This window comes from Leucobacter massiliensis (assembly GCF_002982315.1).
Classification (GTDB): domain Bacteria; phylum Actinomycetota; class Actinomycetes; order Actinomycetales; family Microbacteriaceae; genus Leucobacter; species Leucobacter massiliensis.
On the sequence record NZ_MWZD01000007.1, the window covers coordinates 22212 to 36049 of the forward strand.

At 60.1% G+C, this 13838-nt stretch carries 15 protein-coding genes and 1 pseudogene; 7 read left to right on the plus strand and 9 right to left on the minus strand.

What is annotated here, in order from left to right:
• Position 1: 1 nt before the first annotated feature.
• From B4915_RS00225 to B4915_RS14270, 3 genes are read right to left on the minus strand one after another with little or no spacing between them, the layout of a single operon-like run.
• The gene (locus tag B4915_RS00225) at positions 2 to 469 is read right to left on the minus strand and encodes a hypothetical protein (RefSeq protein ID WP_105803881.1); all 468 of its coding nucleotides are present in this window, start codon (positions 467 to 469) and stop codon (positions 2 to 4) included.
• Positions 470 to 472: 3 nt separating this feature from the next.
• Entirely contained in the window at positions 473 to 742 is a 270-nt protein-coding gene (locus tag B4915_RS14265) for a hypothetical protein (protein ID WP_146119969.1), read from the minus strand.
• Between the two features lie 10 nt (positions 743 to 752).
• Positions 753 to 1016 (minus strand): hypothetical protein, encoded by a 264-nt coding sequence (locus B4915_RS14270; RefSeq protein WP_146119970.1) that lies wholly within the window; start codon positions 1014 to 1016, stop codon positions 753 to 755.
• 287 nt (positions 1017 to 1303) lie between these two features.
• Here B4915_RS14270 and B4915_RS14275 point away from each other — a divergent pair, with 287 nt between their 5' ends.
• Entirely contained in the window at positions 1304 to 2233 is a 930-nt protein-coding gene (locus tag B4915_RS14275) for a hypothetical protein (RefSeq protein WP_146119971.1), read from the plus strand.
• Between the two features lie 637 nt (positions 2234 to 2870).
• Here the strand turns inward: B4915_RS14275 and B4915_RS14280 are convergent.
• Positions 2871 to 3059 (minus strand): hypothetical protein, encoded by a 189-nt coding sequence (locus tag B4915_RS14280; protein ID WP_146119972.1) that lies wholly within the window; start codon positions 3057 to 3059, stop codon positions 2871 to 2873.
• Positions 3060 to 4186: 1127 nt separating this feature from the next.
• Between B4915_RS14280 and B4915_RS14285 the strand changes: the two genes are divergently transcribed.
• A complete protein-coding gene (locus B4915_RS14285; protein ID WP_146119973.1) occupies positions 4187 to 5236 on the plus strand; it encodes a replication-relaxation family protein in 1050 nt (349 codons plus the stop codon).
• Between the two features lie 74 nt (positions 5237 to 5310).
• Here B4915_RS14285 and B4915_RS14290 read toward each other — a convergent pair whose 3' ends face one another.
• Together B4915_RS14290 and B4915_RS14295 are read right to left on the minus strand one after the other, a co-directional pair.
• Positions 5311 to 5709 carry a hypothetical protein gene (locus B4915_RS14290; RefSeq protein ID WP_146119974.1) on the minus strand — a complete coding sequence of 133 codons (399 nt, stop codon included), beginning with the start codon at positions 5707 to 5709 and terminating at the stop codon, positions 5311 to 5313.
• 5 nt (positions 5710 to 5714) lie between these two features.
• Positions 5715 to 6278 carry a hypothetical protein gene (locus tag B4915_RS14295; protein ID WP_146119975.1) on the minus strand — a complete coding sequence of 188 codons (564 nt, stop codon included), beginning with the start codon at positions 6276 to 6278 and terminating at the stop codon, positions 5715 to 5717.
• A gap of 194 nt (positions 6279 to 6472) precedes the next feature.
• Between B4915_RS14295 and B4915_RS00230 the strand changes: the two genes are divergently transcribed.
• The gene (locus B4915_RS00230; RefSeq protein WP_181158404.1) at positions 6473 to 6760 is read left to right on the plus strand and encodes a helix-turn-helix domain-containing protein; all 288 of its coding nucleotides are present in this window, start codon (positions 6473 to 6475) and stop codon (positions 6758 to 6760) included.
• Positions 6761 to 6960: 200 nt separating this feature from the next.
• Here B4915_RS00230 and ychF read toward each other — a convergent pair whose 3' ends face one another.
• Positions 6961 to 8034, minus strand: coding sequence for a redox-regulated ATPase YchF (gene ychF / locus B4915_RS00235; RefSeq protein WP_105803883.1), 1074 nt, complete (start codon positions 8032 to 8034; stop codon positions 6961 to 6963).
• 75 nt (positions 8035 to 8109) lie between these two features.
• On the opposite strand from ychF, the gene B4915_RS00240 reads away from it, so the two are divergent.
• Both B4915_RS00240 and B4915_RS00245 read left to right on the plus strand, forming a co-directional pair.
• Positions 8110 to 8694 (plus strand): exonuclease domain-containing protein, encoded by a 585-nt coding sequence (locus B4915_RS00240; protein ID WP_105803884.1) that lies wholly within the window; start codon positions 8110 to 8112, stop codon positions 8692 to 8694.
• Positions 8695 to 8802: 108 nt separating this feature from the next.
• Entirely contained in the window at positions 8803 to 10377 is a 1575-nt protein-coding gene (locus B4915_RS00245) for a DNA recombination protein RmuC (protein WP_105803885.1), read from the plus strand.
• A 141-nt stretch (positions 10378 to 10518) separates the two neighbouring features.
• Here B4915_RS00245 and B4915_RS00250 read toward each other — a convergent pair whose 3' ends face one another.
• Positions 10519 to 11202 (minus strand): YceH family protein, encoded by a 684-nt coding sequence (locus tag B4915_RS00250; RefSeq protein WP_105803886.1) that lies wholly within the window; start codon positions 11200 to 11202, stop codon positions 10519 to 10521.
• An 82-nt stretch (positions 11203 to 11284) separates the two neighbouring features.
• Positions 11285 to 12268, minus strand: a complete 984-nt coding sequence (glpX, locus tag B4915_RS00255) for a class II fructose-bisphosphatase (RefSeq protein ID WP_105803887.1) — start codon at positions 12266 to 12268, stop codon at positions 11285 to 11287.
• A 195-nt stretch (positions 12269 to 12463) separates the two neighbouring features.
• On the opposite strand from glpX, the gene fbaA reads away from it, so the two are divergent.
• Positions 12464 to 13492: a class II fructose-bisphosphate aldolase gene (gene fbaA / locus B4915_RS00260; RefSeq protein ID WP_105803888.1), complete on the plus strand. Its 1029-nt coding sequence runs from the start codon at positions 12464 to 12466 to the stop codon at positions 13490 to 13492.
• A pseudogene (locus B4915_RS14755) lies at positions 13492 to 13838 on the plus strand (hypothetical protein); the annotation flags it as partial. The gene fbaA and the pseudogene B4915_RS14755, both read left to right, overlap by 1 nt.

Consider the following 13838-nt stretch of genomic DNA (forward strand, 5'->3'; position numbering starts at 1 on the left):
ACTACAACACCTCCCAAACTAAAATCTCTGGCTCCTCCTCGCCCTCACCACGGTCAAAGAACATGAAGATGGCATGTGGTGAGAATACAGATCTTTGGTCCATGACCCCCCAGGCAGTTTCACCCAAGGATTGCAAGATCCCAAAGCGTTCCAAGCTGTCAAGGAAGTCCCAATTCACAAGCTCGTGATCGCACAGATACATGCTCTCTGTTGGGTTGCATATGAAAGAGATCAGCCCCCACATCTCGGGTCTCACAAAGACCTCTCCGGTTGTGTCGTGATCTAGATAGTGCTTTTGCAAACACTCCCTAATGCTCATCGGTTCTTCTTGCATAACGATTTCAGCGAACTCGTTAAGCGGCATGGGCGCGAACTCGGTCTCAACTGCCCCGATCTCTTCAAACTCAAAGAGTGCATTTGCTTCATATAAAAGCCCTACTTTTGCTAGACGCTCATCAATCATTGTCATTTCTTATCCTCCTGCTGCTTTGTGTGCTGCTGTGATCGTGGTGCCTTTACTTGTGGTGAGACATGAGGAGCCGTCTCTGAAAGTGATTCGAACCTCGCTACCACCGTCAGCAGTTTGCTTACCAGTGAGATGAATCGCTTTGCTTACTTGGTCGGTATGGCAAATCGGTGAGCCATTGAACCAACCTTGTGATGTGGCTGCATAAGCTGCGGTGCTTCCACCTAATGCAAGAGCTGCGGTCAGTGCTGCTATTACCAGTGTTTTCTTCTTCATCGTGTTCTCCCTATTTCCAATCGCTTGTATCTGAGTTTTGGTAAAGTTCGAATTCCTCGCGAGTTAGATAAATCGGGCAGTTTGCAAACCACCATCCAGAACCTTCCTTTTCATATGGCAACTTAAATTGGATTTGATAGCCATCAAGATGAGAATTTAAGCGGTCAGCAATCCAAAAGCCTTGAAGGCTCTGTTTTTCTTTACAGGTGATGCCACTCGCTGCACCAGTTGCTATTGCTCTTGCTTCTCTCTTAATTTGTTTAAGTGTTCTCATTGTCTATTTCCTTTCGTTTCATAGGAAAATCTCCTACATTTGTGTTCTACCAATTCGAAAAGCAAAAGTATCCGAAATGGGTCAAATTTCTTTCTGACACTTTTAATATCAACAATGGGTCGAATTGCGACTTTGTGGCACTGATACGCGATGCCATTGGCGGGTGCCAGCAAGTGGAGACTTCTTGACATCGCATAATTCGGGTTGTTGCCTAACGCGTTAGGCAGTAAGTTTGAAGTTGGCGCGCCCTGATGCGCTACGACTTTGCAAACAACCCAGGAGGCACCATGCCCAGTAAGAAGAAGCTCGCGCTTGCAAGCGTTGCGTTAGTTGCAGCGGCACCCATGATCGTTCTTGGCGGCGGTGCAGCATTCGCCACCGAAGACGCTGAACCTGTAGCGCTCACCGTTGTGATGCCTGATGTAGAAGATGCTTTCGCAGCGATTGATGCCGACGCAGAGGAAGCCCCAGCAGAGGATGAGCTGACTGAGGATCTGCCTGTTGCAGTAGAGCCGGTTGTGGAGACCGAACCTGCTGATGAAGCAAATAACGAAGAAGAAGCCCCAGAGGCTCCCCTGCCTGCGGGTGAGTCAGATGAAGAAGAGGCAACGGAGGAGGGCGGCGAGGAAACACCTGCTGCACTCAACGCACCTGAGTTCAACGCTGAGCTTCTTGGAGACCCATCGCGCGTTGTTGTATCTGGGGTGTCTGTTCCTGGCACTTCATGGGATTCGATCAAGTCCTGCTACTTCGATGCGACTTGGGCGAACGGCAGCATGGGAACCAACGAAATCGTTGATGCTGGAACTTACACTTTCAAGATTGATGCAGGCACGAACGAGGTCTCAATCTTCATGTTCTGCACTACGCAGGATGGAAACGATACCCCGCGCTCTGAGACAATCACGCTCCGCCTTGACTCGGGCAACACCGGTGGCGAGAACGGCAACGGCAACACCGGTGGCGAGAACGGCAACGGCAACACCGGAGGCAACGAGAATTCCGGCAATGGTGGAAACACGAACACCGGAACCAACACCAATGACGGAACTGACGTGGCGACCGTTGGAACTTCTGCGCCGAACGCAAACGCAACCAAGGATGAGCTTGCACTTACAGGCGGATCCAACAGCCTTGTGCTTGGACTCTCGGCGGCTGGTGTTGCTGCTCTGGGTGCTGGGCTGATTCTTGCGCGTCGCTTCACGAAGAGCGCATAGCTTTTAGCTTCACATAGAACCCCTGCATCTCTTCATTGAGGTGTGGGGGTTCTTGCTTTCACAAATGCGAAAATCCTTCACCAAGAGAGGGTGAAGGATTCAATCAAGTCATGCTCTGAGAGTGGAAGAGGGCATAAATAGCTCTTTGACCCCAAAGATCTATACCGCTGTTTGAGGGAACCTTTTGTGCAACCCCCGCCTGTTGCTCCCTTGGTCAAAGCCAAGCCCCGCCCTTGCCTTCACGCTCTTGTGAAAGCCTCTACCGCGAATCGTATGCATTGGGAAAGGTTCGGAACCCAATACCCGCAGGTAGGTCGAGAGGGTAAGCATCCACCGGTTCCCTCAATCAACACTTTCAGTGTTTGAGCCTTTGGCAAAAGCATCTACATGTGTAGATGCCGGGCGGTCATCGTATGCTGGTTTCTTACTCGAAATCTTTGTTAAGTTGTTGAACTCGATAGCTGATTTGCTCAACCTCTACGGGATACGACTCCCTTAGAACCTGTTGGCTAATTTCAGGTTGGCTTCTCTGCTATCTACTTGTGTTTGCGTGAGCCGCTTGTTTCTCATTCGCTTGATTCATTTACTTGCGCGTGTTGCTGGCTGAAAGCCCCTAACTTAGGCAACCCCGAAACCGCTACTCGTTTGGCTCGTTTTGAATATCAAGATATGAGCCTCGATATTCGTCAGCATCCACTGGCTGAGGTTTTGCAAGTGGTTCGCGTATCCATTCCCCAGTGATCGGATCTTGGTAGATCTTCTCTTCACCGCGCTTTTTGCTGAATGTGCGAAACAGTCCATATTGCTGCTCGTAGAGGCGATCCACGATTACCACCTGCCCGTGTTTTTACTTTGCCCTTTTCCAAGGTCTCCACGGTTATAGCTTCTGCCCCCGCTGCAATTTGGACATGGTGTGTAGGTGATCACTTCACCTTCCATGACATCGCGATCTACAAGATAAATGTGTGGATCGCTTGGGTCGTCGATTGTCTCCCCTGCGTAGTAGTTTCGTTCCGCTGTTCGTAAAATTGCCATTTCATACCTCCATGAGTTCGGCTGTGATTCTTGTTAGTGGTAGTTCGCTAAATATCAACTCCCACTCACTTCTGTGCCTAAGTGGTTGCTTGCTGGGTTTGCTTTCGAGGAAGCTCTGCCAGTTCGTGATTGTGTAGCGTTTGCCTGCTTCAAGCGAGTGCGTTGGGAGTATGAGAACTGCGATGCTCCGTGCATCTGGTTTGAAGCTTGTGAGGGTGTCAGATGGGCGCGTATCTCTCAGGATTGTGAGCGCGTGATTTTCGTGATCAAAGCTCACATCTGAATTGAATTGCTGCATGTGTCTGCCCTCCTATGTGCTTCTCTAAATATCGAGCGAGCAAGCAAACGAAAAAAGAAAAACCTTGGGGCACCGGGCTTCAACTTTTCGCGGAGCGAATGAACTTTCTTTGTGCTGCTGTTTCGTAGTGAGGGCAGTTATTTGCTTCACTGCAAATAATGAAACTCACAGAGCATTCGTTTTCACCTGCTGCCCCGTGGCATGGTGAAGCTTTCGCAATTCCAAAACCTTTTGCAAAGGTGGGCGCATAACCATGAAGTGCGCGCTCATGTCTGGCTGTGGGTGCGGCGACGAAGTGGGCGCATATCTGTGGTTGGGTGCGGGAATGTAGATGGGCGCAGACCTCTCTTTTATGCGGCTGGCGGATACTTTTGAGTGAGCAAAAGTTAGCGGGTTTGGGGTGGCATTCTTAGTGAGTTCTGCTTGTCAGGTTCGCTTAGTTTTTGCCGTTGCCCTTTCGGGGGTTCTCGAAGCCGTAGCTCAACACTAAAGTTCCAGCTCTGATCCTAAGAACATTCCCTAGGAACAGCCGCATAAGCGTGGGAGCCGGCGAACCCCTCACCGTTCCCACCTTGTCGATATTCCTTCTGTCATCGAAAACACGAAACAGGAGGAACACCATGACAAACGAACACTCAACAATTGACTTCTTCGAAGAAGAGGAAACACCTACCGAAGCATGGAAAAGCGGTGCAGAAGATCGCAAACGTATCGCTGAGCAACGCAAGAGAGTGCGTGCAGGTGAGCAGATTCCAGGGTTGAAAAAGCACCCTCGACCCATCTACCGAAGAGCAGAGATCACAGAAATTGATCTCACACTCATGGGATATCTCGCACTCGTGAGGTTTGCTTCTGCTGCTCAGATCGCTGCACTACTCAATGTAAAAAGCGCGCGTAAGAGGCTCTTAGGGCTTCAAGAATTCGGGTATGTAAAAGCAACAAAAGAGGTGCCAGGAAAGACATTGTGGATGCTCACCGGCAAGGGATTGAAAGAAGCAAAGGCAAGCTTTGATATCCACGATCTTGAAGGCACAAGCTCACGCGAACCCAATCTAGTGAATGTCGCGCACACCTTGGCAATCGGGCAAGTGGTGCAACAACTCGTCAGAGGTATAGATACCTTCACCTGGGGCAAGCTTGCAAAAATCACCGGCTCAGAGATTCCCGACGAAATCGCACTCACGCAGATTCATAGTGAAACCTTCATAGAGAGAGCACTGCAACAAGCACTCAATGCCCATCAGGCGACCGAACAGGAGATTAGCCTACGCAGATACCTCAGCGCCGCTAAAAGTGCGTTAGAGAGCGGTCTGGGGTGGAGTCGCTTGTTTGAAGAGTTCCCAGCGTTGTGGATCGTGAGAAACGGGAAACGAACCCACCGCCCTGATTTCGTGATCGACTTCGAGAAGGGTCGCAGGAGTTCCAAACCGGTCAGCATCGCTGTTGAAGTAGAACTCAGCCATAAGAGCAAAGAAGAACTTGCGGGAGTGTTTAGAGCATATGCAGCTGACAAAATCGCCTACTCCGCTGTGGTCTATGTCGTGCAGAGCGAAGCAATTATGAACCGTGTTGCAGAAGCCGCAGAGCGTGCAGGATTCACGAATCTTCACTTTGCAGGACTACGGGGGCATGATCTAGAACGCCTTGATGGGAGAGCGTGGAAGCTGTGAAAGCAGACGAACCCCTGACGCTTCATGTCAAGCAGTCAGGGGTTCGAGGTGGCAGCCAACAATTCCGCTACGCCTCAGAAAGGCTTCGGGTCGGGTTGCAGAGCGGAAAGCGAGGTAGTGATGGAGTCAAAAGCAGCAGCAGCCCCCGAAATCTGACGCCGGATTCCCGTATAGAGCTCCTCCAACGATTTTGAATTCACTTCCTCCTGATATTCGAAATGGTCTGGGTCATAAGGCACAGCTTCGAAAGAATCGAGAAGTGTTCCTTTACTATTCAGCACCATCAAAACGTAAGGAAACTCGCCGTCGCCATCCCTAGATTTAATGACGTAGGACGATTCGCCGACCAAGTTTGTTGTGAATTCACCTTCGTCCGTTTTGGGACCTTTCTCCCATTGGAGCTTCCCGGCAGAGGTAGCACCACTCAGCAGCTCCAAAATGGTCTTCCACTCGTAATCGTCAAAAAAAGACATTGGTTCTATCCCTCCTGGGAATCGGTTGCGTATTTTGAACTGGTTTCAATTTGATAAAAATCGACGCGAAGCTGCGCAAGGTGCTTCAAAGTATTCCCCATCAACTTGGGGATGTCAGGACTCGGAGATCTAGCCAGTTTCGCTTTCGTAGAGAGAACCGAGGCTTGGGAGCGCTTCAATTGATCCGCAAATTCATCCGGCACCAGATTTGTGGAATCTTGCGTGATTAGCGCTTGAAGCTGCGAGAAATGATCACCGAGCTGCACAAGGGTCTGCACTACAAACTCAGTACTTTTGCTTTGCTGAGCTGTATCGAGCTGAGTAATCAGCTGTCGCGCTTGCGCCATGGAGCCGATTAGGTCTTGTCTTGCAATTCGAAGGGTCGCGTTTTCGACGGCTTCTCGAAGAGAGCGAGCTGCGTCCTCAGCGTCTTGCGCCTTAGTCGCTGCATTCGTCGCTTCCCTCCAAGTAAAGAAAAGCCCCGCAAGGGTTGCCGTTAATCCAAGTAGTGAGAGGAAGTTCATCCATCCCGGAGAAATACCACCGAATAGCTCGTCAATGAAAGCCAATAGCATCCACAGCCTTTCTAAACGAGTAGTGGTTTCGCTTCTCTTCCAATCTTGACGAGCGCAACACCAAGGATCTTACAGCGGATCCAAGAGGTGATCCCGGAGAAACCGACGACAAAACACTACTGCCTAACGCGTTAGGCAGTAGTGTTTTGAAAAAGGATTCTTCGATCTTGATGTGGGACAGTATTCCCATGTCCATCGCGAAGAATCACATGCCTGAGCCAGAGAGGACGATGATGAGCGAGTTCAGGGCGGTTCTTGGCGAGCGTATTCGGTCGCTGCGTGAAGAGCGTGGATACAGCCAACTGGCTTTTTCAAAGAAGGCGATGATGTCGCGTGAGATGCTCAGGCGCATTGAGCAGGGCACTGTTTCTTTGGCTGCTGATCGCTTGCCTAGGATTGCGGCTGAACTTGGTGTTTCAGTTGTTGAGCTTTTGGTGGGAGTGGAGAAGATACACATTCCCGAACGGGAGAGCTGACAGATAGAACAACAAAACCCCTTGGTGCCAGAGATAGCTCCAAGGGGTTTTGTGTTTGAACGAAAGGAATGAGGGTAGTGCCTGCCCCTCAGTAGTGAATATCAGAGGCGGAGAATTACAGCTTGTTTTACAACTAACGGCATCAAATCCGGCTTACAAGCGCTTTTACAACCCTCAATAATCCACATAATCACGCGGATCTATACGTTAAATCTCCACTCGCAGACGTCGCCGTCTTGCATCACGTAGTCCTTGCCCTCCATGCGGGCCTTGCCCTTCGCGCGGGCCTCGGCGACGGATCCCGCCTCGACGAGATCGTCGAAGGAGATGATCTCGCCCTTGATGAAGCCCTTCTCGAAGTCGGTGTGGATCGCTCCGGCGGCCTGCGGTGCGGTCGCGCCCTTCTTGATGGTCCAGGCCCGGGCCTCCTTCGGCCCCGCGGTGAGGTAGGTCTGCAGGCCGAGCGTGTCGAAGCCGATGCGGGCGAGCTGGTCGAGGCCGCTCTCCTCCTGGCCGATCGAGGCGAGCAGCTCCGCGGCGTCCTCGGCGTCGAGCTCCGCGAGCTCGCTCTCCAGCTTCGCGTCGAGGAAGATCGCCTTCGCCGGTGCGACGAGCGCAGCGAGCTCCTCGAGCTTCGCGGGATCCTGCAGCACCCCCTCGTCCACGTTGAACACGTAGAGGAACGGCTTTGCCGTGAGCAGCCCGAGCTCGCGGATCGGCTCCAGGTCGATCCCCGCGAGCGAGAGCAGCTTGCCGTCGTTCAACGCGGCCGCGGCCGCCCGCGCCGTCTCGACGACGGAGGCGTCGATCTTCTTCGACTTCAGCTCCTTCTCGTAGCGCACGAGCGCCTTCTCGAGGGTCTGCAGATCGGCGAGGATCAGCTCGGTGTTGATGGTCTCCATGTCGCTGGCCGGGTTCACGTCGCCGTCGACGTGCACCACATCGGGGTCGCTGAAGCCGCGCACCACCTGCGCGATCGCATCGGCCTCGCGGATGTTCGCGAGGAACTGATTGCCGAGGCCCTCGCCCTCGCTCGCGCCGCGGACGATGCCCGCGATGTCGACGAAGCTGACCGGGGCGGGCAGGATCCGCTCGCTGCCGAAGATCTCCGCGAGCTTGTCGAGCCGCGGATCGGGCAGGTTCACCACGCCCACATTGGGCTCGATCGTGGCGAAGGGGTAGTTCGCCGCGAGCGCGTCGTTCTGGGTGAGCGCGTTGAAGAGGGTGGACTTGCCCACGTTGGGGAGTCCTACGATGCCGATAGTCAGAGCCACGATCCACCAGTCTACGCGACCCGGGTGCGGCCGCCCGCGGGCTCCTTGTCGGGGGCGTGTGCCAAGATCGTCTGCGTGCCAGTCGACTTCACCGCGATCGATTTCGAGACCGCGAACAGCCACCCCTCATCGGCGTGCGCGGTGGGGCTCGTGCGCGTGCGGGACGGCGCGGTGGTGGAGCGGGCGGAGTGGCTGATCCGGCCGCCGGCGGGGCACGCGGAGTTCCTCCCCTTCAACGTGAAGATCCACGGGATCACCGCCGCGATGGCGGCGGAGGCGCGCCTGTGGGAGGAGCAGCTGGAGGAGTTGCGCGACTTCATCGGCGCGGACGTCACGGTGGCGCACAATGCGAGCTTCGACATGGGCGTCATCCGGGCCGCCTGCGCCGAGACGATCACGCCCACCCCCAAGTTGAAGTACCTGTGCAGCGTGCAGCTCTCCCGCAAGACCTACGAGATCCCCTCCCATCGGCTGCCACTCGCCGCCGAGGCGGCGGGATTCCGCGAGTTCGCGCACCACAACGCCCTCGCCGACGCGGAGGCGTGCGCGGCGATCGTCATCGATGCGTCCCGCCGTCACGAGGCCGCCGACGTCTCGGCCCTCGCGAAGAAGACGGGGCTGCGCATCCAGCAGCTCAAGGCGATCCCGCTCAAGCTCTGATCGCTGCGGTCTCGGGGCCGCGTGAATGTCGGTGGGTGTTCGTAGGCTCGAAGCGTCCCTCGGAACGCCGCTCGGCGCGGTGCTCCGCTCCCCAGAAAGGTCACGCTCATGGATGTACTCGTCCCGGTGCTGCTCGTACTCAACCTGCTCCTGCTGCTGGCGGTGCTGCTGGTGGTGCTGCTGCGCACCGGCGGGAGAGCGGGCGCGGGAGCCGCCTCCGCCGCCGAGGTGCGCTCTGAGATCCGCGCGGTGGCGAGCGAGCTGCGGCAGGACCTCTCCGCCCAGCGCTCCGAGCTCGCCCAGTCCAGCGCCGCGCTGCACGACCGCCTCCTCTCCGGGTCCCGGGCCTCGCTGCAGGCGCAGCACGACCTGCGCGGCGCGGTCGAGGCCCGTTTCGAGGAACTGCGGGAGGCCAACGACTCGAAACTGGAGCAGGTGAGGATCACGGTCGGCGAGAAGCTGCAGGCGACGCTGAAGGGCTCGCTGGACGAGAACGCCCAGCGCGTGCAGGCGCTGACCGAGACGCACGTGGCGAAGCAGGCGGAGCTGCAGCGGACCCTGCGCGAGGAGCTGGAGCGGCTGCGGCAGGGGAACGAGGCGAAGCTCGAGAAGATGCGCGAGACGGTCGACGAGAAGCTGCAGGGCACGCTCGAGCGCCGCCTGGGTGAGTCGTTCAAGCTCGTCAGCGACCGGCTCGAGCAGGTGCAGAAGGGGCTCGGCGAGATGCAGACGCTCGCCTCCGACGTCGGTGGACTGAAGCGGGTGCTCACCAATGTGAAGAACCGCGGCAGCTGGGGCGAGGTGCAGCTCTCGCGGCAGCTCGAAGACATGCTCACCCGGGAGCAGTACGAGGAGAACGTGATCATCCGGCCGGGGTCTCGCGACAGCGTGGAGTTCGCGGTGAAGCTGCCGGGGCGCGGCGAGGACGAGCAGCCGGTCTACCTGCCCATCGACTCGAAGTTCCCGCAGGAGGACTACGAGCGGCTGCTCGAAGCACAGGAGCGCGGAGAAAAGGAAGCCATCGACGCGGCGGGCAAGACCGTGGAGAAGGTCATCCTCACGCAGGCGAAGCTCATCTCCGAGAAGTACATCGCTCCGCCGCGCAGTACGGACTTCGCGATCATGTACCTCCCTACCGAGGGGCTGTTCGCGGAGGTGATCCGCATGCCGGGACTCACGAGCAGGCTCCAGAACGAGTTGCGCGTGCTCGTCACGGGCCCCACCACCCTAATGTCGCTGCTCAACAGCCTCCAGATGGGCTTCCGCACGCTGGCCATCGAACGGCGCAGCTCCGAGGTGTGGCAGGTGCTCAGCGCGGCGAAGGCCGAGTTCAAGAAGTACGGCCAGGTATGGGAGAAGCTCGAGAAGCAGCTGCAGACCGCGCAGAACACGGTGCACCAGGCAGGCGTGCGCACCCGCGCCGTCGAACGGCAGCTCCGCTCGGTGGAGACCCTCGACGCCGTGCCGGGCCAGGGCACGCCGGCAACCGCGCTCGGCGGCGCCCTCGAAGACGCGCTCCCGGAGGGCGAGTTCCCCGAAGGCGGCACCTCCGAAGACGCCACGCCCGAAAGCCCCGACACGCCGGACGGCCAGCGAGACCTCTTCGCGGATCTCTTCCCCGAGGACGGAGCCGAGGACGAGGAGCACGCGGGCAGGCGGTCCGCACCGCGCGAATCCGCCTAGGCTGCTCGGGGCCGGGCTCCCCGCTCCCGCACCCCTCGCCGCTCCCGCACCCCTCGCTCGCAGCCGCAACCGAGCTGGCGGGACAGATGGCGCCGGCTCGTTACGCGGAGCCCCGTCGGCGGAGCCCCCACCGGAGCCCGGTCACTCCCCGGGCGTCAGCGACACCACACCGAGGGGCGAAACGGTGAGCCGGGCGCTGTCCCCGAGCAGCTCGACCACCTCGGCGGGAAGCACCACCTCCCCCGCGCTCCCCGGGCGCACCTCCACGGAGAGCGCCAGCGCGGGCTCGGGGACGTCAGCGGGCGTCGCCTCCGGCAGCTCGACAGGGCCCAGCAGATGCACCCACCGGGCGTCGCGCTGGCCGCTCTGCCGCGGCAGCTCGCGCACCAGCGGCGGCTCCGCGGCCGCCATGCGCGCCAGGCACGCCTCGACCTCAGCGCGATCCTCGAAGTGATGCAGGCGCTCGCTCTGCGTCTTCAGCGCCCCCGCCGGCTGCGGGCCGCGCAGCAGCAGCACGGTGATGAGCGCCCGCTCGTCCTCCGCGAGCTCGACGCGCTTGGCGAGCGTCTGCGTGTACTTCACCGTGCGACTCCCCGAACCCTGCCAGCTCGGAGCCGCAAGCTCCTGCGCCCGCAGAGACTGCAGCGTCCGGTACACCACGTCCTCGTCGTAGTCCACCACCGGCTCACGGCTCGACGTCTGATTGCACGCCAGCCGAAGCGAATTGACCGTCATCGGGTAGGACCCGGGGACCATGATCTCCTTCTCCAGGAGGCTGCCGAGCACGCGCTGCTCAGCCACATCGAGAACCGGAAGCTCGGACATGGGGACAGCGTAACCGATCCCACCGCGTCGCGCTCCCCCGGGGCCCCTCAGCGCACGAGCACCGGCTCCCAGCGGGCCGCGCTCACATCCAGCGGCTCGGATCCATGTCGCTGATGACGTGCCGGATCGTGCCGGAGTGGGACCGCATCACGATGCTCTCCGCGCGCACGAACGGGCCGTTGCGCTGCACGCCCTCCACGAAGTCGGCGGAGGTGATGCCCGTCGCCACGAAATAGCAGTTGTCGCTGGCGACCAGATCGTTCGCCTCCAGCACCCGGTCGAGGTCGTGGCCCGCGTCGATCGCCTTCTGGCGCTCCTCGTCGTCCTTCGGCCAGAGGCGGCCCTGGATCACGCCGCCGAGCGCCTTCACCGCGCACGCCGTGATGATGCCCTCGGGGGTGCCGCCGATCCCCACGCACAGGTCGATGCGCGAGTCCCAGCGGGCGGCGTTCACACCGCCGGCCACGTCGCCGTCCATGAGCAGCCGGGTTCCCGCGCCCGCCTCGCGGATCTCTGCGATCAGCTGCTCGTGCCGGGGACGGTCGAGCACCGCCACCCGGATCTCGGACACGTCGACGTCCTTCGCGCGGGCGAGCGCGCGAATGTTCTCCCCGATCGGACGGCGGATGTCCACGACGCCGACGCCCGCGGGTCCGCACACCAGCTTGTCCATGTAGAACACGGCGGAGGGATCGTACATGCTGCCCCGGTCGGCGACCGCGATGACCGAGAGCGCACCCGGGCGGCCCTCCGCGGTCAGCCGCGTGCCGTCGATCGGGTCCACGGCCACGTCGCACTCCGCGCCCTGCCCGTTGCCGACCTGCTCACCGTTGTAGAGCCAGGGGGCGTCATCCTTCTCGCCCTCGCCGATCACCACGGTGCCGTTCATGTTCACCGTCGAGAGGAAGCGCCGCATGGCGTCCACCGCGGCGCCGTCCGCCGCGTTCTTGTCACCGCGACCGATCCACGGCGTCGCGCGCATCGCCGCCGCCTCCGTAGCGCGCACCAGCTCCATCGCCAGGTTGCGATCCGGCTGCCATTCACCAAGCGAAACAGGTTCAGTCATGGGGCCTAGCCTAGTGCCCGCGCCGCCGCCGCAGATGCCGGACGACGCCCCCGTTCGCGAACTGCCGGTACCGCGCCGCGCAGAGGGGCGGGACCGGGGGCGCGCGCTCCCCGCACAGGGCTGAGCAGCACGCCCTAGACTGGAACGGGACAGCGGCCAAGGCCGACCCTTCGACACGCTAGGAGATCAGCACCCATGCCCGTCGCCACTCCGGAACAGTACGCCGCCATGCTCGACGCCGCCAAGAACGGCGGTTTCGCGTTCCCCGCCGTGAACGTGTCGAGCTCGCAGACCATCAACGCGGCCATCCAGGGCTTCGCCGAGGCCGGCTCCGACGGGATCATCCAGGTCAGCACCGGCGGTGCCGACTACTTCTCCGGCCACACCGTCAAGAACCGCGCCCGCGGCGCCATCGCCTTCGCGAAGTACGCCGAAGAGGTCGCCCAGTCCTACGACGTCACCGTCGCGCTGCACACCGACCACTGCCCGAAGGACGCCCTGGAGAGCTTCGTCTACCCGCTGCTCGCCGCCAGCGAGGAGCGCGTGCGCGAGGGCGGCCTGCCCTACTTCCAGTCGCACATGTGGGACGGCTCGGCCGTGCCGCTCGAGGAGAACCTCGACATCGCGAAGCAGCTGCTCCCGCGCCTCGCCGCGATCGGGGTGATCCTCGAGGTCGAGATCGGCGTCGTCGGCGGCGAGGAGGACGGCGTCAGCCACGAGATCAACGATCAGCTCTACACCACGCTCGAAGACGCCGTCGCCACCGTCGAGGCGCTCGGCCTGGGCGAGCAGGGCCGCTACCTCACCGCGCTCACCTTCGGCAACGTCCACGGCGTCTACAAGCCCGGCAATGTGAAGCTGCGCCCCGAATTGCTCGCCGAGATCCAGTCCGGCCTGCAGGCGAAGTACGGCACCGGCGAGAAGCCCCTCGACCTCGTCTTCCACGGCGGCTCGGGCTCCAGCCCGGAGGAGATCGCCGAGGCGGTCCGCAACGGCGTCATCAAGATGAACATCGACACGGACACCCAGTACGCCTTCACCCGCCCCGTCGCCGACTTCATGCTCAAGAACTACGACGGCGTGCTGAAGATCGACGGCGAGGTCGGCAACAAGAAGCAGTACGATCCCCGTGCCTGGGGCAAGATCGCCGAGAACGGCATGGCCCAGCGGGTCGCCCTCGCCGCGGAGCAGCTCGGCTCAGCCGGCAAGTCGGTGAGCGCCTGATGAGCGATCAGGATCGACCATCGTCCGAGGGCGAGCCGCAGGGCCCGCGGAGCCGCCCGGCCCCCGCGTACGGCGAATACGCCCCCGAAGGCTGGGAGTGGAAGCCGCCCGCCGAGGGCGGCGCAGCGTCCGAGCGGCGCGACAGCACCGCCGGAGTGCCGTCGCCGCACACGCCGGGCGGGGGCGCCGGACCGCTCGCGGGCGTGCCCCACAACCTCGGCTCTCCCGGCAGCGCTCCGGGTGCCGGGACAGCCGCGAGCCGTGCATCCGCGCAGCCCGGAGCGCGCGACACGGATCCCGCCCCCTATCGGGCGGACGTCCCCCAGGGCTCCCCCGCCCCCGTCCT